The following is a 23,395-nucleotide window of genomic DNA, read 5'->3' on the forward strand; positions in this document are numbered from 1 at the left end:
TGTTGAGCACAGTTTATGAATGTTTAAGAAACATAGCATAGATTTTGCTACTACAAAAAAATAACAATGCTGTGTAGGGGAAAAGGAAACAGATTCCGTCTATAAGCAGAAGTCATATCAATAGAAAAACACCATCAAATCAAAACAACTGCACATGAAAAAACTGATTCTTGCGGTGGCAGTACTTGTCGTAACTGCTTTTTCATTTTCTACCGCCCATGCTCAGGACAGACTATTACGCTTTGGATTTAAAGGAGGTGCAAACCTTGGTAAACTGGATGGTACCGGTTACAATGACGGATTTAAGCTGGGCTATCACCTGGGCGGTTTTGCGCAGGTAAACCTGGTAAAAGGTTTTGGTGTACAGGGTGAATTGATCTTCTCTTCCACCAAAACAAAAACAACGGATAATTTCAGTGAGATCTATAATACAGATAACCTGAACGATCCATCCAACGACAACAAAAAGATCAGCTTAAATTATTTAAGCATTCCCATCCTGGCTAACTTCAATTTAGGTACGCCCCGTTTGAAGCTGCAGGTAGGTCCCCAGTTCAGCGCATTGCTGGGTGGCAAGAATGCCCTGGAAGGTACTAAAGATGCCTTTAAAGGCAGCGACGTAGCAGGCGCAGCCGGCTTATGGATACAGCTGCCTATTGTGAACATCAGCGCCCGTTACATCATTGGTTTTACCGATGTGAAAAATGCAAGCGATGTAGCTAATACCAGCAACTGGAAAAACCAGTCTATTCAGCTGGGCGTGGGTGTAACGTTGTAATTACGAATTGAGTACTGTATAAATTAAAAGGCCTGCATCTTAAATGCAGGCTTTTTAATTTATAGTATTTTGCTCAATTGCATTTCCATCATTTACTGCATGCTAATTGCTAGTTGATCAATTTAGCTCTCATCCCCACTAATCCATCCACTGCATTCCAGTTCGCAATTCGTAATTCAAAATTTATGTGGCATTATCCTTGAACCATATACTATAATACTAAAAATAGGGGGTAACATAGCCTTTGGGCTGACAAATTGTCTACCTTCACATGGAATTAAACTATTGCGATGAATAGATTTTATTTAGCGAATCCGGAAGAGGAGATGGAGTTTATGCCGATAATCCCTTTGAACGAGGATGTTGATGGTCAGGAAGATGATAAAATACCCGATGAACTTTCCATATTACCATTAAGAAATACAGTTCTGTTTCCCGGTGTGGTATTGCCCATTACCGTAGGCAGGGACAAATCTATAAAGGCGGTGAATGATGCGTACCGGACTGACAAATTGATTGGTGTGGTAGCGCAAAAAGACAGTACGGTAGAAGATCCTATAATTGCCGATCTGGCCAGCGTAGGCACTGTAGCCCGCATTGTAAAGCTCATTAAAATGCCGGACGGCGGCACCACCATCATTATACAGGGGCGCAAACGTTTTAAGATAGATGCCATCACAACGGAAGATCCGTATTTCAAAGCCAACATTACCATATTAAACGATGAAGTAGGAGAGGACGACGCCGAGTTTGACGCCTACATTTCATCTATTAAGGACCTGGCCGGGCAGATCATCCAGCTATCGCCCAACTTACCGTCTGAAGCCAGCGTAATATTAAAGAATATTGAAAATGCAGCCTTCCTGGTGCACTTTGTTTCCTCTAACCTGAACAGTGAATTAAAAGATAAACAGGAACTGCTGGAGATCAACAACCTGCGCACCCGTGCAGAAACCCTGCTGAAGTTATTGCAGGTAGAGCTGCAGCTGGCAGAGCTGAAAAATAAGATCACCAACAAAACCAAAGCCGACCTGGATAAGCAGCAGCGGGAATACTTCCTGCAGCAGCAGCTGAAATCCATTAAGGAAGAACTGGGCGGTGATACCAATGATCGCGAGATCCGCGAAATGCAGCGCAAAGCAGAACAGAAAAAGTGGACAGAATCTGCTGCAGACCTGTTCCGTAAAGGAGTGGAAAAGCTGGAGCGCATGCATCCCAGCACACCGGATTACAGCGTGGTGTACAACCACCTTGACCTTATGCTGGACCTGCCCTGGCAGGAGTATACCCTGGATAGCTACGACCTGAAGAAAGCGCAGAAAGTGCTGGATAATGACCATTACGGGATGGACAAGATCAAAGAACGCATCCTTGAATACCTCGCCGTACTGAAGCTGAAGGGGGATATGAAATCGCCTATCCTGTGTTTTGTGGGCCCTCCGGGTATTGGTAAAACATCCTTAGGCCGTTCTATTGCCAATGCTATTGGCCGTAAATATGTACGTTTAAGCTTAGGCGGTTTGCATGATGAAAGCGAGATCCGCGGCCACCGTAAAACCTATATCGGGGCGATGCCTGGCCGCATTTTGCAATCCATCCGCAAAACAAGATCCTCCAACCCGGTAATGATCCTGGATGAGATAGATAAGATAGGCAATGATTTCCGTGGCGATCCCAGCTCCGCATTACTGGAAGTGCTGGATCCTGAGCAGAACAGCACCTTTTACGATAATTACCTGGAGCTGGAATATGACCTGAGCAAAGTATTGTTCATTGCTACTGCCAATAATATTGCGGCTATAAACCCTGCCCTGCGTGACCGTTTGGAGATCATTGACCTGAGCGGGTATTCAATAGAGGAAAAGGTGGAAATAGCCAAACGCCATCTGGTGCCCAAACAGCGGGAAATGCATGGCCTGAAGGATGTGAAGATCAAATTTCCCGGCCAGGTGCTTACTAAAATGGTACAGGAATATACCCGGGAAAGCGGCGTACGTGAGCTGGACCGTTTACTGGCATCTATAATGCGCTCCCTGGCTAAGAATGTAGCGCTGGATGAGAAGCTGCCTGATACGCTTACCGAAGAAATGCTGGCTAAGATCCTGGGCAAATCCCGCTACTCCAACGAGCTGTATAAAGTAGGGAACCCTCCTGGTGTGGCTGTAGGCCTGGCCTGGACCTATGTAGGCGGCGATATACTGTTTATAGAAACCAGCCTGAGCGAAGGTAAGGGAGAATTAAAGCTGACGGGTAATTTAGGGAACGTGATGAAGGAATCTGTGTCCACGGCGCTGAGCTACCTGCAGGCCAATGCTTCAGATTATAAGATAGATCCAAAAGTATTTGCGCATAAAAATGTGCATGTGCACGTGCCGGAAGGCGCTGTACCTAAAGATGGCCCCAGTGCAGGCGTAACTATGCTAACCGCATTATCTTCTGCCTACACCGGCCGTAAGGTAAAACCTTACCTGGCCATGACGGGTGAAATTACCCTGCGCGGACAAGTATTACCGGTAGGTGGCATCAAGGAAAAAATACTGGCTGCCAAACGCGCCGGTATTAAGGAAATATTGCTTTGCTGGCAGAATGAGAAAGATATTAAAGACATTAACCCGGACTATATCAAAGGCCTGAAGTTCCATTTTGTAAAAGAAATGACGCAGGTGCTGGATATAGCGCTGCTGAAGAAGTAATTAGAGGTTACGCTGAATGCTTAAGGCCTAACGCTGAACGCCTGATGCTGAACGCTGATGTAAGTATACTACATGAAGCGTTCGTAGCATCAGGCGTTATTTTTTTCTGCATGGGGCATTAAGCGTTAAGCCTTCTGCGTTATGCGTTGGGCGCATTTCGTAACTGATAATTCGTAATTATTCCTAATTTGTGTCTTAATGTTACGCCGCGCTTCTTTCCTCATCCTCAGTATCCTATGTATCTCTTCCCTGGGTTTTGCGCAGGTGCTGGGGGGCAAAAGCGTTTTCCCTTTCCTGGACCTGCCGGCTGCTCCGCAGCTTACCGCCTTGGGTAGCATGAATGTAAGCCAGCAGAATAATGATCTTTCCCTGACGCTGGTAAATCCCGCTTTGCTGCGCCCTTCCATGCACGGGCATTTACAGGTGAACTATACCAGCTATTTTGCGGATGTGAATTATGGTCATGCCATGCTGGGATATTATGCGGATAAGCTGCAAACCACTTTCGCCGGCAGCGTGCAATATGTACATTATGGTACGCTTACACAAACAGATGCTGCGGGCAATGTGCAGGGCACTTTTAAACCGCGGGATATTGCATGGCAGCTATCGGCCAGCCGCCAGTATTTGGAGCGCTGGTATTATGGCATCAATTTAAAATATATCCATTCCCGTTATCAGCAATATGGTTCCAGCGGTTTGGCGGCAGACGTGGGTATTACTTACCAGGATACCGCCCGGCAGCTGCAAATAGGGCTGGTGGCCCGTAATATGGGCGCCCAGCTAAGCAGTTATGTGAATGATAATAAAGAGCCTTTACCCTTTGATCTGCAGATAGGTATTTCCAAACGCCTGCAGCATTTACCGTTGCAGCTTTCCGCTACCTTGCATCACTTATACCAGTTTGATATCCGTTATGCGGATCCTGCGCTGGAAGATGAAGGGTTGGTTTCAAACGGGGATACGACCGGTACCGGCAGCAAAACATTTGATAAGCTGTTCCGCCATGTAGTGCTGGCCGCCCAGTGGGAGATAGGGCGGTATGTTGAGCTGACCGTATCTTACAACCATTTACGCCGGCAGGAGCTGGCTGTATCCGGGCAGCAGGGCCTGGGCGGGTTTGGCGCAGGCATCGGTATTGTTACAAAAAAGATCCAGCTACGGTATGCCCGCTCCTGGTACCAGCGCGCAGCCGCTTTTAACCAGTTAGGTATTAACTTTCCTTTACAGCAGTGGGGATTGCTAAACTAATGTGCAGATGTGCAAATATGCATATGTGCAGATGAATGTGCTGATGTGTTATATGCTAATGTGCTGGTAATACATCTGCACATCTGCATATTTGCACATTTTTTAATCTGCCAGCTGCCTCTTATATAACTGGATAGTATTTTCCAGCCCCAGGTACAGCGCATCACACACCAGGGCATGCCCGATAGACACTTCTTTTAACTGGGGAATATGCAGCTTAAAAAAGCGCAGGTTATCCAGGTTCAGGTCATGGCCGGCATTGAGCTCCAGGCCAAGGGTTACTGCTTCCCGGGCGGTATTCTTATAATCATTGAACAGCTGCAGGTTCTGCGGCTGGGTATAAGCATTGGCATATTCTTCCGCATAAGGGCCGGTGTATAGCTCAATACGGTCAGCGCCGGCGCTTTTGGCGCCTGCTACTTTATCAACCTGTGCATTCAGGAAAATAGATACGCGGATGCCGGCTTTTTTTAACTGGCCTATCACATCTTTCAGGAAAGCCTGGTGTTTGACTGTATCCCAGCCCGTGTTGGAGGTAATGGCATCCGGCGGGTCGGGTACCAGTGTGCATTGGTGCGGTTTTACAGCCAGCACCAGCTCCATAAATTCCCGGGAAGGGTAGCCTTCTATATTAAACTCAGTGGTAACCAGTGGTTTCAGGTCCCATACATCCTGGTAGCGGATGTGCCGCTGGTCGGGGCGGGGGTGTACGGTTATACCTTCTGCACCAAAACGCTCACAGTCCTGGGCTACTTTTAATAGATCGGGCATATTGCCGCCGCGCGCATTACGCAGAGTGGCAAACTTGTTAATGTTAACGCTTAATTTGGTCATGGCGCAAAGGTAAATAACAATGGATAATTAAACAGCTATAAAGCAGAATAGTGAAGGCTGCGTTCCGGACGGAACATGACCTCCACTATTGCTGTTAAATTATTCCCTTTTCCTTATATAAAAACTTAGTACCTGTAGTAATCAGGTTTGTAAGGACCTGCTGCAGGAATACCCAGGTATTCAGACTGGGCGCTGGTCAGCACATCCAGCTCAACACCCACTTTTTTCAGGTGCAGGCGGGCAACTTTCTCATCCAGGTGTTTGGGCAGCACGTATACTTTATTTTCGTACTGATCATTGTTCAGCCACAGCTCCAGCTGTGCCAGTACCTGGTTGGTAAAGGAGTTGCTCATTACAAAAGAAGGGTGGCCTGTAGCGCAACCCAGGTTCACCAGGCGGCCTTCTGCCAGCAGGATGATGTCTTTACCATCAATGGTATATTTATCTACCTGCGGTTTGATCTCAACTTTGGTTTTACCGTAGTTCTTGTTCAGCCAGGCAACATCTATTTCAATATCAAAGTGGCCGATATTGGAAACGATGCATTTGTCTTTCATGGCTTTAAAGTGCTCGCCGGTAATGATATCGCGGCAACCGGTAGTGGTTACAATAATATCAGCTTCTTTAACGGCATCAGCCATTTTCTTTACTTCATAACCTTCCATAGCAGCCTGCAGGGCGCAGATGGGGTCAATTTCAGTAACGATCACACGGGCGCCGGCGCCTCTCAGGGATTCGGCAGAGCCTTTGCCCACATCGCCAAAACCTGCAACTACCGCTACTTTACCGGCAATCATGACATCGGTAGCACGGCGGATAGCATCCACACAGGATTCGCGGCAACCGTATTTGTTATCAAATTTGGATTTGGTAACAGAATCATTGATGTTGATAGCAGGTAAGGGCAGGGTACCGTTCTTCATGCGGTCGTATAAGCGGTGAACACCGGTAGTGGTTTCTTCGCTTAATCCTTTTATATGCTGTATCAGTTCAGTGTAAGTATCCAGCACCATGTTGGTCAGGTCACCACCGTCGTCCAGGATCATGTTCAAAGGGCGGTCGGCGCTGCCAAAGAACAGGGTTTGTTCTATACACCAGTCAAATTCTTCAGCGTTCATACCTTTCCAGGCAAAAACCGGGATACCGGCAGCGGCAATGGCAGCAGCGGCATGGTCCTGTGTGGAAAAGATGTTGCAGGAGCTCCAGCGAACTTCTGCACCCAGGTGTACCAGGGTTTCAATGAGCACGGCCGTTTGTATGGTCATGTGCAGGCAGCCTGCTACGCGGGCGCCTTTCAGGGGTTTGGAAGCGCCATATTCTTCTCTCAAAGACATGAGGCCCGGCATTTCGGCTTCTGCCAGCTCAATTTCCTTCCGACCCCATTCGGCCAAAGACATATCTTTTACCTTATACTGAAGGCTAAAGTCAATGTTGGATTTAGCGATTGTTGACATGCTTTTACGATTTTGGGCAAATCTACCGTTAATTTATTTTATAGCGTAATGCTCAGTAGAAAAATCCAGAATACTGTCTGCCAGTAGTAATTTGTTCCATTTACCCGAGGTTTTCCACATTTTACCCGTAAAAAATTCTAGCACAAACAAAGTCTGGGGCTGCATTCCGGGCTGTACGGTTATCCCCGTAGTTGTTAACATAGTGTGGAAAAATTAAATTTAATTGTTTTGATATATTTATTTTATATAAATTTGATATGGATTTAATATGACAGAAGCCCTATCTATCGGCACATCCAACCTACAACTGTAAGCTAAGATGTTGATATATAAGGCTTGTACGCCAATAATGGCGGGACAAGGGCCAACCCATACAGCAAATATGACATGTACGCTAACAGGGGTTATATGAAAGATCGGTTTCATTGCGCCGCTATATCTGTTGGATTTAAAATAAGATGGATGATTAGAAATTTACATGCCTTATGTTAGTGCTGTCCTATACAATGAAAAGCAATACCCGGGTGGTTTGCGCTAAAGCCGTGCAATGGCTGCTGCGAAAACTGCTGGTAGGTGCCCTTCTGCTATTAGCCGGCAGTCCAGTAAGCGCCCAGGTAATTGAAACTATTAATGAAACGGGAGGCACTATTGCCGATCCGGGTTTAAAGATCGAAATTCTTGCAGATGGCTCGTTCCGGGTGTACCGCCTGGGTATGAGCCAAACCTATGAAGGCACGGATGATCCCCGGGGTATTGCTACGTTCATAGGTATGAACGAATTTATTTCGGGCGATCCGCGCCAGGTAAAACAAGTGAACTGGGGTTTTGTCTCTCCCCAATCCGGTTTAGGTACCCCGGCCTCTCCGTGGAAAGTGCAAATGGTTGGTAATGTGGTAAATTTCAGAGCTGATGGGCAGAACACTATCATCTGTGACCTGAGTTATGTAAAAGACCAGCCTTATTATATATTAAACTACACGATCGCTGCTATTACAGACAAGCTGACCGTTCATGCACACCTGTTCCTGGCAGAACATGCTGTACTGGATGCCATCACCGGTGACTGGGGTGGCAACAGCGCCTGTACCAAAGGTTTAGGTCCGGATTACCCGGGCCCTTATAATACTATAGGTGTGTATCGCGATGATCCCTGCGGCAGCTATCCTACAGGCCGTTCGCACGTGCTGCGTATGAAGAACGGCTTTACCTCCTTCATGGCTACTGATGCTGCCGGTATGGTTTCCAACATACCGGAAAGCTGTACGTTACCTAATATTTATAATAACACCTATGATGGTACAGAGAATGGTATCATTGTGCATAAAGATATGGGCGATGTATTTGGGGGTAATGTGAATGCAGAAAGAGTGTATACAGCCCGTATCCTGTCCGGTTACGGAAGCACCATGACAGATCTTGATGGTGTTACCGGTATAGACAGTGTGCCCCCTGCCGTAACCCGCCAGCTAACTATTGCATTTGAAAAAGATACCGCTTCCGGCATGGAAGGGGATATCCGTCATAGTGCAGATAACCTGAAAATAAAAGTATACAACGGCAGTAATACACAAACCATTGTAGTTACGGCTCCGTTATATGTACCGGTAATTGCTGCACCTACAGGCGCCAATCCCGGCATAGCGGGCGTAGATTATGAATGCAAGCGTGGTATTATGATACCGCCCGGCAGCTATAATAACACCGGGAAGCTGATCAGTGTGGATACCAGTGTTATGATACTGGGTAATACCAATTTGCAGAACAACCGCACCATGACCTTAACGCTGGATAATAGTGTTAATAATAACCTGGTGAAGGTGAACACTTCTAACAATGTACTAACCTATACCATTAAGGATGATGAATCAAAGAGCATCACCTTAAATATGCCGGTAGAAGTGGATGAAGGCCAAAACGCCAGTGCAACAGTAAGCCTGCCTTCCGGCGTACTGGCTGCTGCCGATATAACTGTTACGCTTACACGCAAAGCGACCTCCACCACTTCGGCTTCAGATGTGGTATTACCTGCCAGCGTAGTAATTAAGCAAAACACCAACTCTGCCACCTTTACCTTCCAGGCGCAGAGTGATAAGATCCTGGAATACCTGGAAACACTGGAAGTACAGGCAGATGCTACTGTGTTAGGGCTGCCGCAAACGGCCAGTGCTTCCGTGAATATTAAAGACCGCACTTATGATGATCCGGCCAACCGCATTATTACCATGCGGCCGGTACCGGGTATTACGGTAACAGAGCCTTACAACGGCGGCCTGCAATTCAGCCTGCCGGCCGGGGTAACCACCGACATACCGATCAACATTACGCTGGGGGTTATGCATGCTGATCCGCAGTCCACAGCATCCGCATCTGATTATACGATTGCCAGCACTGCATTCTCTATCAACAGCGGCAATTCTGTAACCATACCGTTTACCGTAATAGATGATAACCTGGCAGAAGGCACTGAGAAATTACATGTAACGGCTACGGCTACAGATGTGCTGTCACGCCCATACAACTTTACGCCGTATGATATACAAATACTGGATGATGACGCTAACGCGCTGCAGATACAGCCTACTGCCGGACAAACAGAGATGACAGAAGGCGGCGCAGCGGTTACCTTTACCGTAAGCCTGCCTGCAGGTACTACTGCCAGCGCAGATATTCCGCTTAGCATTACGCTTTCCGGCGAAGGTACAGCGGCCGACATCAGCGCATTACCGGATGCGGCATTTAAAATACCATCCGGCGCCAACAACGCTACCTTCACCATCAATGCGCTGACAGATAACCTGTTGGAAGGCGATGAAAGCCTGACGCTGAATGGCAACTCCAGCGACTTTACGGTGAAACCCTATACCATCACCATCAAAGACGCCACCTGGAGCGATCCGAACAACCGCAAGCTGCAACTCAGCATCGCCAGCAGCCCTATCAAGGAAGGCAATAACAGTGCGCTGAAGGTTGGTTTTGTAAATAATATAATTGCAGGTAAGCCCATTGTGGTTACCTTAACACATAACACCGGTTCTGTAGCCAGCGCTACGGATTATACGCTGGCCTCCACCACTATTACCATTCCTGCCGGACAGCGGGAAATAACAGTGCCTGGTTTTATTACTGCACAAACAGACCTGATACTGGAAAAGAGTGAAAGCTTTACGCTGGATGGCGCATCTTCCGACATCCCCAGCTTAACCGTTGCTCCTGACAGTGCATATATTGATGATGCCACCGGCGATAATGCAGTGAATAAGGTAATAACCATTGCCGCACAACAGGCGGTAATGAATGAAGGCACCGGTTACACGGTTACGTATAGCCTGCCCGCTGGCATTACCACGGAAGTGCCCATTCATATTACGCCTAAAACCGGCACCGGCTCAACTGCAGCAGATACAGATTATACCTTTACTACTATACCACCGCTGGATAAAGGCAATCCTGCTGTAACCGGTACTATTAATATTACCGCAGATGGCTTGCTGGAATCGGATGAAACCCTTGTGCTGGACGGTGCTTCTGCCGACCTGCCGGGTATTACCTTCACCACGGCCAGTGTTACCATTAAAGACCTGGATTATGTAGCCGGCATGCCTATTACCATGACGGCCGATAATAATACCATTACGGAAGGCAGCACCACAGGTGCATTGGTAACCCTGTCATTACCGGCTGGTAAGAAAACCACTTACGATATCCCGGTAACGATCACTAAGGATGCGGCTTCCACCGCATCAGACGGGGAGCATACCGCCCTGCCCACCACGGTGATCATTAAACAGGGCACCGGTTCTGTAACCTTCCCCGCAGCGATCCTGGCCAGCACCGACAACCTGCTGGAAGATGATGAAACAATTATCATCAATCAAAGCGCCATTGGTTTTGCAGGCAGCAATCTGACCCTTACTATTAAGGACGGCAGCAACCCGAAAATAACCGTGCAGCCGCAACCTTACTCTGCCGGTAATAAAGTGGCAGAAGGCAACAGCTATACCGTACGGATAGCGCTGGCCGCAGGTATTACACCTTACAAACCGTTTAAGGTAACGCTGACCGCCGGCAGCGCCTCTACTGCTGCAGTTACGGATTACAGCGGATTGCCCGTAACCGTAACCATCAGCCCGGGCCAGAACTTTAAGGATATAACGTTATCGGCTATATCAGATAATATCATTGAACCGCTGGAGCTGATCCGTTTAAAAGGTACCGCCTCCGACTTTACAGGTCTTTCAGTTGACAGCCTGGATGTGTTTATTGATGATGTGACCAGTAAAGATCCTTCCAACCTGAAGCTGAGAGTAGTGGTAGATTCTACTACCCTGCATGAAGGTAATAATGCCAAAGTAACAGTAGGTTTTGTAAAAGCGGCTATTACCGCTTCCACTAATATTTCCATAGGCATTGCGCCGGATGCCAGTTTCAGCGCAGGCGCTGCAGATTATACCGGCGTACCTGCTAGTGTAGTATTACCTGCCGGTACTAACCAAATGCAGCTTACCCTGAATATGGTGGCAGATAACCTGGTAGAAGGTACAGAACAGTTACAGCTGAAAGCTACGGTACCAGCTCCCTACGCAGTTACCTCACCGGCTGTTATTACTATACCGGAAGCACCGGTGCAGGTGCTGGCCCTTAAAACGGCTGATGCCGCAGAACCGGCCACCAATGGAGCGTTTGTAATTAAGCTTACCAGCACGCAAATGGCAGGTAAGGATGTGAATATAACATTTACCCTGGGTGGTACGGCTAGTGCTGCAGACTGGAAAGTAGTGCCTGCCACTGCTGTTATAAAAGCCGGCACCAATAGCATAACTATCCCGGTGAATGTAACAGACGATAAGCTGGTAGAGGGTGATGAAACGGTTACACTGCAGCTGGTATCTGCCAAAATGGGTACTATTATCTTCCCGGTAGATGCTACTCTGCAAACAGTGACACTGAAAGATGATGAGAACAATGCAGCAGGCCGCGCTATGATGATAGAAAAGATAGGGAATGCTGCAGAACCTTCCACGAAGGGCAGCTTCCGCATCCGCTTCTCAGATTCACAGCTAACGGTAATGAGAGATGTGCAGGTGACCTATAATGTAAACGGCACCGCAGCCGCCGGTTCAGACTACCTGACCCTGCCGGGAACCTTAACCATTCCTGCCGGCCAGAATGGTGTAGCCGTGAACATTACACCGATTGATGATAAGCTGGTAGAGGATACTGAATTTGTACATATTCAGCTGGCAAATGTAACCAGCACTATGACCGGTATTACCTGGCCGCTGTCAGCCAGCTCGCAGATAAATGTGCCTATTGTTGATAATGATACCATGAAGCTGGATCTGTTCTCCACACCGGCTACGGTAAAAGAAGGGGAGCAGGTGCAGATCACCCTTAAATCACCCAGCATTAATACCAAGGACATACCGGTAGCGCTGAAAGTGATCCATGATGCCGCCAGGACCATCACCACCAGTGTAGGCTCCCTGAACGGTAACGGTGATACGCTTACGGTAATACTACCTGCCGGTTCTACGGAATACACATTCACGATCACCTCTTTTGATAATACTACGAATGATGATGAAGGATTTGTGAACCTGCAGATCGTACCCGATCCTTCCGGTAACCTGATCCCGAATTATGTACCGGGACTGGCCAGCCAGGTGAATGTGATCGTGGAAGATAATGATCCGCTGGACCTTTCTTTCAATGCGCCGCAGTACATGGTAAATGAAGGCAATAAACCAGGTGAGAGTATTCTGATGGTGGAAGTGAAGCTGAGCCGCGCCGCCTCCCGCCCGGTGACCCTGCCATACCAGTTCTACAAAACAGCCGGTGTATCCTTCATTGGTACCGCAGTGCCGGGATCGGATTATGACAGTATTGTAAAACCAATTGAAATAGAGCCAGGGCAGCTGATAGGCTATATCCCGATCTCTATTGTAGGCGATGAAATATTTGAACGGAACGATTCTTTCAGCATCCGGCTGCAGCAGCCTTCCGTATTCTCCGGCCAGAATGTACCTACTGTAGGAATGCCGGATTCCGCGGTGTGCATCATTATAAATGATGATCCGTTCTGCCCCACCTGCGATACGGATGGGGATGGTGTATCGGATGGCAAGGAAGACCGCAACGGTAATAATGATCCTACAGATGATGATGCCGACAATGATGGCATTCCCAACTACATGGATCTGGATTCCGATAACGACGGGGTACCGGACAGCGTGGAAGGCTGGATCACAGATGGCCGCTGGGTAAATGATAACAAGGGTAAGATCCGCGTGCATCCTGCTGTATCACCTAATGCTGATGGTATGGGTAATGATGCAATGTATGTAGAGAACATTGAAAAGTATCCCAAGAACGAAGTGGTGATCTTTAACCGCTGGGGTGGTACTGTGTACAAAACAAGCAACTATAATAACCAGGATAATAACTTCAAAGGCTTAAACAACGGCGGTAAGGAAGTAACAGACGGTTCTTATTTCTACCTTATTTACATCTATGATGAAACGGGTAAGAAGGAGCAGTATGCAGGGTTTATAGTTATTAAGCGGAAATAGTCAGAACAGAGAACATGGCGATCATGAAATTACATAAGCACCTTTTTAAACTACTGGCAGCGCTGCTGCTGGCGGGGTGCTGCTGGCATCCGGCACAGGCGCAGCAGGATCCTATTTACTCCCAGTATATGATGAACGGGATGGTAATAAACCCGGCTTATATGAGTATGGACGATGCGGTGAACCTTACGCTGGTAGGCCGTAACCAGTGGGTAGGGGTGGATGGTGCGCCTAAAACAGCTTCTCTTTCTTTTTATACTCCGTTTAAAGCAACCAATACCAGCCTGGGTTTTTCTGCCATGAATGAAAAGATCACGGTGCAGTCGCGCACTGGATTTAACTTTCATGTATCCCAGAAGATAAACCTGAATGAGAACCTGCGTTTATCCCTGGGTATCAAGCTGGGCATGTCGCAGTTCAAAGAGAATAACAGCCAGCTTACTACTACCGATCCCATATTTGCAGAAAATGCCAGCTACATGAAATCCGAAGTGGGCTTTGGAATGATGTTTTATTCGGATAAATTTTTTGTAGGCCTTTCATCGCCCACCTTCCAGAGTTTTGATATGGGTAATAAGGTTAACAAGATCGTTTATAAGTCGCATTACTACCTTCAGGCGGGTTATTTGATGGATGCGGGTGATAATGTGAAAATAAAACCCAACATCCTGGTGCGGAAAGTAAGCGGCAGCGGCCTGGGAATTGATTTTAATACCAGCCTGCTTATTAAGGAGCTGGTATGGCTAGGTGTTTCTTACCGTACTGAAAAAACCATTACAGGTATGGTACAGGTGCGGGTTACGCCTAATTTCTCTTTCGGTTATTCTTACGATACGCCTATGTCGTCTAACCTGAAGGGAGCGCAGTCTGTTTCGCATGAAATTATGCTCAACTACCGCTTTAACTGGTCTAAAGAGCAGGAATTATCAACGCGTTATTTCTAATTAAGGATTCTATTAACCAAATACACCCGTTTATTTTAAAGGTCCCGCACAGCTAACTGTGCGGGCTTTTTTAGTGTGTAAATGGCTGTTAAAAGGGTGATTTAAGCGGCCTTTTGAAAAAAGACAGTTCCGGCTAAATCCGCCAGGGAAGAATTGTCGTAAATAATATAGAAGTAATATTACCGGATACACTTACAGAGCATCGAAAACATAAAATGAAGTTGTGTCTTTTTAATGGTTAACATGGGAATCAGCCTGGCATTTCTTACCAGGCTGCCTTTTTAAACAGTCTACGGACTACAGACAATGGACCACAGTCCGCGGCCCTTCGCTCATATATTTGTTGGTAAATGTTTTTTTGTTGACAGCCCACAGACCATGCTGTTCGCAGGTCTTACAGAGGTTTCTGCATTACATAATCTGTCATTAAATACCCATTCCCTATATCGGTATCTTTATTTTTAAGGATGCTGAATCCTTGTTTCTCATAAAAGAAGCGGGCTTTGTTTTCGCGGTTCACATCCAGCTCCAGGATCTGTGCGCCGGCTGTTTTTACGCGGTCTGTAACCGTGTCCATAAAGAATTTACCTACTCCTTTTCCCTGGTAATTACCATGAACATAGATCTTGTGCAGCTTATAAATACCCGGTGTATCCAGGGTACTGTAAGAGGCAAATCCAATAGGAGTAGCATCATCATACAGCAAAAGAAACTGATGCTGCAGCTCCGTCATTTGTTTGGTTAATGCGGTAGTGCTGTACATCATATCCAGCATATATTCTATTTGCGCAGGCGTAAGTAAATCCTTGTAAGTTGGGCGCCATATTATTTCGGTGAGTTCTTGTATCAGCGGTATGTCTGCCGTGGTGGCGTTTTTTACCAGTAAGTTCATTTTAGTAATTAAGAATTAAAGATTAATAATCAATAATCAGGGATGCAACAGCTTCAAGTGATTATATGTATGCTGCGTTGGCAGGTTCAGATACTTTAGGTAATTGTGTCCGTGATTATTAATTCTTTATTATTCATTATTAATTAATTCGGGCGGCACGCCGCTGCTGCAAGAAGGTTTCCAGCGCGGTTCTGTCAAAGCTGCTCAGGTTTTTTTCTTTGGTGAGGCCACCTTTGCGGGCGGCCAGGGTACCGTAGTAAATATCTTTATACCCTTCAATGCTGTGTGCATCCGGGTCAATGGAGATGAGCACATTTTTTTCCAGCGCATAGGGCAGCCACTGCCAGTCCATATCCAGGCGGCGGGGATGTGCGTTCAGCTCTATCACTACATTATTGGCAGCACAGGCATCAATAATTTTCTGGTGATCAACCGGGTAACCATTACGGCTAAGCAGCAGCCGGCCGGTCATATGGCCTAATATGGTGGTGTAAGGGTTTTCAATAGCCTTTAATAAGCGGGCCATGGCTTTTTCCTCCGTCATTTTCAGAATGGAGTGCACAGAGGCTATTACCAGGTCAAAAGTAGCCAGTATTTCGTCCGGGTAGTCCAGGCTGCCATCATATAAAATATCGGCTTCTACGCTCTTAAAAATGCGAAAGGGCGCTAATGTTTTATTCAGCTCATCTATCTGCTGTTGTTGCGCCTGTATGCGTTCAATGCTTAAACCATTGGCATAAAAAGCAGAGCGGGAGTGGTCGCTGATCACCAGGTATTCCAATCCCTTTGCTTTGGCGGCTGTGGCCATTTCTTCCAGGGTATTTACGCCATCGCTCCATTGGCTATGGGAGTGGATAATGCCTTTAATATCTTCCGGGGAAATGAGGGTGGGCAATTGTTTGCGTTTGGCCAGGTCCAGCGCCAGGCCGCCATTACGCATGCAGGGCTCAATCACATCCAGTCCTGCCTTTTCAAAAATAGCGGCTTCAGAAGTGGCGCCATTCAGCAGGGCAGCTGCTTGTCCGCCTGCATCAAAATGTTCCAGGAAAGCGGCATCTGCGGTAGTTATGAATAGTGTTTTTGCAAAGTCTTCCGGAAGGCAGGAATAGATACGCATTTTCACACGCTGTTCGTGCTGCCATAACTGTGAGTGGTCAGTCGTTTCTACCAGTGTAAAATCCGGGATGGCGCTTAACTGCTGTTCAATAACCGCGGGTGCTGCGCTTACTACCAGCTCAACTTCGTCAATAATTATTTCTGTACGCCGTACCTGTCCGGTGAGCGATACCAGGGCCGGGGCTAACATTTGCTGTAATCTTTTTTCCAGCTCCTGCGCCATGACAGCTATTTCTGCATACAGGGAGCGGTCGCGGTTGGAGAAGTAGAATTCAATGCTTTGTTTAACATTGTCCTGCGTTTTTTGTCCAAAACCTTTCAGCAGGGTCAGGCGGTTTTCATCACAGGCATATAACAGCTCACCTAAGGTTTCTACCTCCAGCTCTTTCCAGATGGTGGCTATTTTCTTGGGCCCCAGGCCTTTTATTTTCAGCATTTCCAATATGCCGGGGGGAGTTTTGACAATAAAATTTTCCAGCAGGGATAATTGCCCTGTCTGCAGCATTTCCTGGATGGCTTTGTTGGTAGAGCTGCCAATGCCTTTAATGCGGGCAATGTCTTCCGGCGCAGTTTCTTTCAGCTGGCCCGGCAGCTTTTCTATGGTAAAGGAAGCGCTGGCAAATGATTTTGCTTTAAAGCTATCCTCGCCATGGATGTCCATCAGTTTGGAGAGGAGGGAGAAGTTATCGGCAATGGTGTAGTTATCCATAAGTGCAAGCTAAAGAAGATTTACGATTTTGGATTTACGATTTTAGATTTTGATGGATGGGATTAATGCCCGGCTTCTTTACTACCATGGCGCATCCGGTATAAGGATTATGCTGTCAGGCAGCAAGCTACCGGCTAAACTATTATTCCAGCCCGGCCTTTGAACTTTTACGGCTCTAGGGCCATAAATAAAAAAAATCCCGGCATTTGCCGGGATTTTTTATTCTACAAGTTGTAAATCCGATCTTACATTGCCGGACTAGAAGGAGCTGAAGGAGCTGAAGGTGCAGAAGGTTTCTTCTTAGCAGCAGCTTTCTTTTTAGGAGCAGCTTTCTTAGCAGCGGCTTTCTTTTTAGGAGCAGCTTTCTTAGCAGCGGCTTTCTTTTTAGGAGCGGCTTTCTTAGCAGCAGCTTTCTTTTTAGGAGCGGCTTTCTTAGCAGCAGCTTTCTTTTTAGGAGCGGCTTTCTTAGCAGCAGCTTTTTTCTTAGGCGCTGCTTTTTTAGCAGCTTTTTTAATTGTTGCCATTGTTTTTTGAATTTGGGTTAGTAAATGATAATTGGGTATTAAAAAAAACTTTATGGCAAACACCGCATAGCTTTCGCTTATGCGGTGGCGTCAAGTGCTTTAACGGAAACGTAGGTTCTGTTCTCACGTCCTTTACGGAACTCAACTACACCGTCGCTGGTGGCAAAAATGGTGAAATCTTTACCAACACCTACATTTGTACCAGGATGGTATACGGTACCTCTCTGGCGGATAATTATGTTACCGGCTACAGCAGCTTGTCCACCGAAAATCTTTACACCCAGTCTTTTGCTCTGGGAGTCGCGGCCGTTCTTTACGCTGCCTTCACCTTTTTTGTGTGCCATTCTATTTTAGAATTTAAACTTTAAAAAATTAAGCAATGTCGCTGATCTTGATCTTAGTAAAGTGAGTACGGTGACCAACTTTCTTTCTGAAGCCTTTTCTTCTCTTCATTTTGAAAGCGATTACTTTATCACCCTGAACATGACCCAGGATCTCTGCTTTAACCACTGATTTTACATCAGTACCTATTGTCAGCGTGCCAGCGTTATCTGTCAGCAGTACATCAGAGAACTCGACTTTGTCGCCGATATTACCTGTTAACTGCTGTACAAAGATCTCCTGGTCTTTTTGTACTTTGAATTGCTGACCTGCGATTTTTACAACTGCAAACATAATTAGCCAAAAATAATTTCCTGCAAAAGTACTACTTGTTTTTTAATTGACAAACTTTTCTGCTTTATTTAGTATTTCTAAATTAAAAGCAAATTGCCACATATAAGCTAATGACCCCAAATGAGAAAGAGCTTATTCTTTTCAAAGATACGTAGTTTATTCAATTTTAGATTTATTTAATGGGTCCGTGGTCCATAGTTGATGGTCCATGGCATAGTTCATTTTATAAGTGGTGTCCTATTAGCGTCCATGGTCCATTGCATCCTTCATGGCAAACAGTATACAGGGATAGGCAATGACCCGGATCTTGGAGGTTTTTACCACTTGCAGCAGGCAGTGGATCATGGTCTGTGGTCCATGGACCGTTTACCCAAAAACCGTTAACTTGCCGTGCAAAGCATCACAATTTTTATACTTTTGTCATTTCAACCATTCTAAACTAAAGGGCATGAAGTTTAAGTCACTGCTGGCCAAACCATTTGCTTCCATTGTGAGCAGCAAGATCAGGAAGGAAATGCAACGGGCAGTAGAAGACCAGGATGCCATCCTGGAGGATTTGGTAAAAACAGGCAGGAATACGGATTTTGGGAAAGAGCATAATTTTGATGCCATCCATACCTATAATGAGTTTAAAGCTGCGGTGCCCATCCGGGATTATGAGCAGTTTAAACCATATATTAATAAAATAAAAGAGGGCCGGCATCACGTGCTCTGGAAAGGGCAGCCTATTTACCTGGCTAAAACCTCCGGCACCACCAGCGGTATTAAATATATACCTATCAGTAAAGAATCCATTTCAAATCATATAGACACCGCGCGGAATGCCCTGCTGTATTATATGTCTGAAACCGGTAATTCCTCTTTTGCCGATGGTAAAATGATCTTCCTCTCCGGCTCCCCTGAGCTGGAACGTATTGCCGGTGTACCTACCGGGCGCCTCAGCGGTATCGTGAACCACCATGTGCCCCGTTACCTGCGCACCAACCAGCTACCCTCTTATGAAACGAATTGTATTGAAGACTGGGAAACCAAGCTGGATCAGATAGTGGAAGAAACCATCAACCAGGACATGACGCTCATTAGCGGCATACCCCCCTGGGTACAAATGTATTTTGACCGCCTGATAGCCCGCAGCGGCAAGCCGGTAGGGGAGCTGTTCAAGAACCTGGACCTGCTGGTATATGGCGGTGTAAACTTTGAACCTTACCGCGCCAAGCTGATGGAATCCATTGGCCGGCCTATTCATACTATTGAAACATTCCCCGCCTCTGAAGGTTTTATCGCTTTCCAGGATGTGCAGGGAGGGGAAGGGCTGCTGCTGAACACCAACTCCGGGATCTTCTTTGAGTTTGTGCCGGCACAGGAAATATTTAATGAAAAGCCTACCCGTTTGTCTTTAAAAGAAGTGGAGCTGGGTGTGAACTATGCTTTAATTATTAACAGCAATGCGGGTTTGTGGGGATATAATATAGGTGATACAGTGAAATTTGTATCCCTGAATCCTTACCGTATTGTGGTAACAGGGCGTATTAAACATTTTATATCTGCCTTTGGAGAGCATGTGATAGGGGAGGAAGTGGAGCACAGCCTGATGAAAGCTGCGGGGGAAGAGCAGGTGCGCATCACGGAATTTACCGTGGCGCCTATGGTGCAAACCAATGGAGAGCTGCCGTACCACGAGTGGTTTGTAGAATTTGAGACCATGCCGGCTGATTTGGCTACCTTTGCTGCCAGGGTGGATGAGAACTTACGACAGAAGAACATCTATTACGATGACCTTTTAACCGGTAATATATTGCAACCCCTGAAGATAAGACCTGTACGCCGGCAGGGATTCATAGATTATATGAAGTCCATCGGCAAGCTGGGTGGTCAGAACAAGGTACCCCGTTTAAGCAACGACAGAACATTCGCAGAACAACTGATGCAATACCTTCAATGATAGTGGATTGCAGATTTTTAACATTTCCAACGCAATCTTGGATCAGTGATAATTGATATTATTGTAAAATGAGTAAGAAGAACATAGCCATTCTAGGTTCCACAGGCTCCATTGGTATACAGGCATTAGACGTAATAGCAGCGCACCCCGACAAGTTCCGGGCAGAGGTGCTGACCGCCCGCCAGAATGCGGACCTGCTGATAGAGCAGGCCCTGAAATTCAGGCCCAATGCAGTGGTGATCGCAGATGAAACGCAGTATGAGCAGGTAAAGAGTGTACTGTTTGATAAAGGGATAAAGGTATTTGCCGGTACCCGCGCCATGGTAGAGGTAGCGGCATGGGATAGCATAGATATGGTGCTGGCCGCCATTATGGGATTTGCCGGTCTGGCGCCTACCTTGTCTGCCATTGAAAGCGGCACGCCCGTAGCGCTGGCCAATAAGGAAACCCTGGTAGTAGCAGGTGATATTGTGATGGCTGCTGCCCGTAAAAAGAATGTGCCGGTAATACCTGTAGATTCTGAGCATGCCGCCATTTTCCAGTGTCTGCAGGGCGAGCAGGCAAACAAGGTGGAAAAAGTGATCCTCACCGCATCCGGCGGACCTTTCCTGGGTAAAAAGCCCAACTTCCTTATTAATGTAAAAAAGGATCATGCGCTGCAGCATCCTAACTGGAGCATGGGCGCCAAAATAACCATTGATTCTGCCACCCTGATGAATAAAGGGCTGGAAATGATAGAAGCCCGCTGGTTATTTGGCCTGCAACCGGACCAGATAGAAGTAGTGGTACATCCGCAATCCATCATTCATTCGATGGTGCAGTTTGTGGATGGTTCCATGAAAGCGCAGATGGGCCTGCCGGATATGAAGCTGCCCATACAGTATGCAATGGGCTACCCGGAGCGGCTGGCAAATGATTTCCCCCGTTTTTCCTTTAAAAATTACCCTTCGCTTACTTTTGAGCAGCCGGATACCAAAACTTTCCGTAACCTTGCGATTGCTATTGAAGCATTACGCAAAGGCGGTAACGCAGCCTGTATCATGAATGCGGCCAACGAAGAGGTAGTACATGCATTTTTACGTAACCGGATCGGTTTCCTGCAAATGACGGAAGTTATAGAGGAAACGCTGGTAAAGGTGCCACATATTGAAGTACCCACCCTACACGATTATTATGAAAGCGATACGGCGGCCCGCGAACATGCCGCTTCGCTGATCAATGCCATCGTGATCTGATTTCAGATATAATGATTTACGGTCTTGGATTTAGAATGGAGTGAACCGCATTATTCCGATCTAAGATCACAAACAATAAATAATCTTATTTTAAGCGGAGATTTTAAGCTACATGACAACACAAGAAATATTAGTGAAAGCCGGGCAGCTGATCCTGTCACTCTCTATCCTGGTAGTATTGCATGAGTTAGGGCACTTTATCCCGGCCAAGCTATTTAAAACAAAGGTGGAAAAATTCTACCTGTTCTTTGATCCCTGGTTTTCCCTATTCAAATTCAAGAAAGGTGAAACAGAATATGGCGTAGGCTGGTTACCCTTAGGCGGTTACGTGAAAATTTCCGGCATGATCGATGAGAGCATGGACCGTGACCAGCTGGCGAAAGAGCCGCAACCCTGGGAATTCCGCTCTAAGCCAGCCTGGCAAAGGCTGATCATTATGATAGGCGGGGTAACGGTGAACCTGATCCTGGGCTTTTTGATCTATGCCATGATGTTGTGGTACTGGGGCGAAACCTACCTGCCTACACAGAATGTAAAATACGGGGTATCAGTGGATTCGCTGGCGCAAAGCATTGGCCTGCGCGATGGTGATAAGATACTGAGCATTGACAACCGGAAAGTAGAGAACTTCCAGGCTATACCGGCAGAGATCATTTTGCACGAGGCTAAGAGCATACAGGTAGAACGTGACGGGCAGGAGCTGAATGTGGCTATCCCTCCGGGTTTCATCCGGCAGATGATCAAGCAGAAATCGCCTTTTGCAGTGCCACGGGTACCTTATTATGTAGGGTATTTCAGTAAAGAATCTGCTGGTGAAAAGGCCGGGTTAAAGAAAGGGGATAAGATGATCTCCTTCAACGGGGAACCTGCCACCTACCTGAGTGATTTTAAGAGCCGGCTGCAGAAATACAAGAACCAGACCGTGCAAATAGGGGTTCTACGCGGTACCGATACCATGCAGGTGAATGTGAAAGTGCCGGATACCGGCATACTGGGTGTGTACATTGATGCTGACATGTCTAAGTTCTTTGCGCTGAACACTAAGAAATACACCTTCTTTCAGGCAATACCGGCCGGTTTTAATAAATGCATTAATACCCTGGTAAAATACGTTCAGCAGCTGCGGCTGATCTTTGTATCCAAAGAAGTAAAGGCCAGCGAATCACTGGGCGGTTTCCTGACCATAGGTAACCTGTTTCCCGGTGAGTGGGACTGGATGTCGTTCTGGGAAATGACGGCGCTGTTATCCATCATCCTGGCATTTATGAACATTTTGCCTATCCCGGCGCTGGATGGGGGACATGTACTGTTCCTGCTGTACGAGATCGTTACCGGCCGTAAGCCCAGCGAAAAGTTCCTGGAGTATGCGCAGATCGTGGGTATGGTGTTGTTGTTTGGATTGCTGCTGTATGCGAACGGGCTGGATCTGTGGAGGAATATATTTAGTAAATGGTTTTCGTAGAGGTACGAAATTGAGTATAGCATATTTAGAGGCCCTGCATGAGAATGCAGGGCTTTTTTTGTGGTAATTATTGTGGCCGGTTTTATAGAAGCAGCTAAATTTATCGCGGGATGCGGGATTGTTGCAGTAATTATTGTGATAAAACGGGATGTTACTTTGATGATGACGTTTAGATAGTGGGAGTTTTGCGGTAATGATTGTGTTTGGAGGGTTTAACGGACTTCAGGATCGTAATTTCATAACCATCATTTATTTTCAATGACATTTCCCGTTTTGCCGGGCAGGTAGGGCAGGGCAATTCGTAATTATTCATAATC

At 46.7% G+C, this 23,395-nt stretch carries 15 protein-coding genes; 8 read left to right on the forward strand and 7 right to left on the reverse strand.

Annotation, left to right across the window (positions count from 1 at the left end):
* Positions 1–154 precede the first annotated feature (154 nt).
* The 3 genes from KVT36_RS17070 to porQ all read left to right on the forward strand — a co-directional run bounded on the left by KVT36_RS17070 (position 155) and on the right by porQ (position 4,722).
* Positions 155–778: a porin family protein gene (locus KVT36_RS17070; protein ID WP_217604683.1), complete on the forward strand. Its 624-nt coding sequence runs from the start codon at positions 155–157 to the stop codon at positions 776–778.
* Between the two features lie 290 nt (positions 779–1,068).
* Positions 1,069–3,471, forward strand: a complete 2,403-nt coding sequence (gene lon, locus KVT36_RS17075) for an endopeptidase La (protein ID WP_217604684.1) — start codon at positions 1,069–1,071, stop codon at positions 3,469–3,471.
* Positions 3,472–3,669: 198 nt separating this feature from the next.
* On the forward strand, positions 3,670–4,722 hold the full coding sequence (porQ, locus tag KVT36_RS17080) for a type IX secretion system protein PorQ (RefSeq protein WP_217604685.1): 1,053 nt from the start codon (positions 3,670–3,672) through the stop codon (positions 4,720–4,722).
* A gap of 102 nt (positions 4,723–4,824) precedes the next feature.
* Here porQ and KVT36_RS17085 read toward each other — a convergent pair whose 3' ends face one another.
* Complete coding sequence (locus tag KVT36_RS17085; protein ID WP_217604686.1) at positions 4,825–5,556, reverse strand: pyridoxine 5'-phosphate synthase; 732 nt, start codon at positions 5,554–5,556, stop codon at positions 4,825–4,827.
* A gap of 125 nt (positions 5,557–5,681) precedes the next feature.
* Positions 5,682–7,010 carry an adenosylhomocysteinase gene (gene ahcY, locus KVT36_RS17090; RefSeq protein ID WP_217604687.1) on the reverse strand — a complete coding sequence of 443 codons (1,329 nt, stop codon included), beginning with the start codon at positions 7,008–7,010 and terminating at the stop codon, positions 5,682–5,684.
* A 506-nt stretch (positions 7,011–7,516) separates the two neighbouring features.
* Here ahcY and KVT36_RS17095 point away from each other — a divergent pair.
* The gene (locus KVT36_RS17095; RefSeq protein WP_217604688.1) at positions 7,517–13,579 is read left to right on the forward strand and encodes a Calx-beta domain-containing protein; all 6,063 of its coding nucleotides are present in this window, start codon (positions 7,517–7,519) and stop codon (positions 13,577–13,579) included.
* A gap of 23 nt (positions 13,580–13,602) precedes the next feature.
* Positions 13,603–14,523, forward strand: a complete 921-nt coding sequence (locus tag KVT36_RS17100; protein ID WP_217604689.1) for a type IX secretion system membrane protein PorP/SprF — start codon at positions 13,603–13,605, stop codon at positions 14,521–14,523.
* Positions 14,524–14,917: 394 nt separating this feature from the next.
* Here KVT36_RS17100 and KVT36_RS17105 read toward each other — a convergent pair whose 3' ends face one another.
* From KVT36_RS17105 to rplU, 5 genes are all read right to left on the reverse strand, one after another.
* Positions 14,918–15,415, reverse strand: coding sequence for a GNAT family N-acetyltransferase (locus tag KVT36_RS17105; RefSeq protein ID WP_217604690.1), 498 nt, complete (start codon positions 15,413–15,415; stop codon positions 14,918–14,920).
* Positions 15,416–15,554: 139 nt separating this feature from the next.
* A complete protein-coding gene (locus KVT36_RS17110; RefSeq protein WP_217604691.1) occupies positions 15,555–17,240 on the reverse strand; it encodes a DNA polymerase/3'-5' exonuclease PolX in 1,686 nt (561 codons plus the stop codon).
* Between the two features lie 245 nt (positions 17,241–17,485).
* A complete protein-coding gene (locus KVT36_RS17115; protein ID WP_217604692.1) occupies positions 17,486–17,764 on the reverse strand; it encodes a hypothetical protein in 279 nt (92 codons plus the stop codon).
* 77 nt (positions 17,765–17,841) lie between these two features.
* Positions 17,842–18,108 carry a 50S ribosomal protein L27 gene (gene rpmA / locus KVT36_RS17120; protein ID WP_089913402.1) on the reverse strand — a complete coding sequence of 89 codons (267 nt, stop codon included), beginning with the start codon at positions 18,106–18,108 and terminating at the stop codon, positions 17,842–17,844.
* A gap of 28 nt (positions 18,109–18,136) precedes the next feature.
* Positions 18,137–18,439, reverse strand: a complete 303-nt coding sequence (rplU, locus tag KVT36_RS17125) for a 50S ribosomal protein L21 (protein ID WP_089913399.1) — start codon at positions 18,437–18,439, stop codon at positions 18,137–18,139.
* A gap of 448 nt (positions 18,440–18,887) precedes the next feature.
* Between rplU and KVT36_RS17130 the strand changes: the two genes are divergently transcribed.
* The 3 genes from KVT36_RS17130 to rseP all read left to right on the forward strand — a co-directional run bounded on the left by KVT36_RS17130 (position 18,888) and on the right by rseP (position 23,078).
* Entirely contained in the window at positions 18,888–20,381 is a 1,494-nt protein-coding gene (locus tag KVT36_RS17130) for a GH3 auxin-responsive promoter family protein (RefSeq protein ID WP_217604693.1), read from the forward strand.
* A gap of 68 nt (positions 20,382–20,449) precedes the next feature.
* The gene (locus tag KVT36_RS17135) at positions 20,450–21,616 is read left to right on the forward strand and encodes a 1-deoxy-D-xylulose-5-phosphate reductoisomerase (RefSeq protein ID WP_217604694.1); all 1,167 of its coding nucleotides are present in this window, start codon (positions 20,450–20,452) and stop codon (positions 21,614–21,616) included.
* Positions 21,617–21,728: 112 nt separating this feature from the next.
* Positions 21,729–23,078, forward strand: coding sequence for an RIP metalloprotease RseP (gene rseP, locus KVT36_RS17140; RefSeq protein ID WP_217604695.1), 1,350 nt, complete (start codon positions 21,729–21,731; stop codon positions 23,076–23,078).
* Positions 23,079–23,395 lie beyond the last annotated feature (317 nt).

It is taken from the genome of Chitinophaga sp. GbtcB8 (genome assembly GCF_019091455.1).
Taxonomy (GTDB): Bacteria; Bacteroidota; Bacteroidia; order Chitinophagales; family Chitinophagaceae; genus Chitinophaga.